The following is a 329-nucleotide window of genomic DNA, read 5'->3' on the forward strand; positions in this document are numbered from 1 at the left end:
ATGATTCCATACAAACACGAACCATTCACAGATTTTTCACAAGAGGCAAACTACAATGCTTATGTAGAGGCTTTAAATAAAGTTGAAGGTTACTTAGGTCAAGACTACCCACTAATTATTGGTGGCGAGCGCATTACAACAGAAGATAAAATCGTTTCGTACAATCCTGCAAAGAAAACAGAAGTCATTGGTCGCGTTTCGAAAGCAAGTAAAGATTTAGCTGAAAAAGCGATGCAAGCGGCAGATGAAACATTCAAAACATGGAAAAAAGTTGATCCAGCCATTCGTGCGGACGTTCTTTTCAAAGCGGCAGCGATTATCCGTCGTCG

The 329-nt window shown here is 40.4% G+C and carries 1 protein-coding gene; it reads left to right on the forward strand.

Translation table 11 applies throughout. The features are described from left to right. A partial coding sequence (locus VK91_RS21915; protein WP_048395899.1) for an aldehyde dehydrogenase family protein occupies positions 1–329 on the forward strand: 329 nt, incomplete at both ends.

The sequence above is a fragment of the Lysinibacillus sp. LK3 genome (genome assembly GCF_001043675.1).
GTDB lineage: Bacteria > Bacillota > Bacilli > Bacillales_A > Planococcaceae > Lysinibacillus > Lysinibacillus capsici.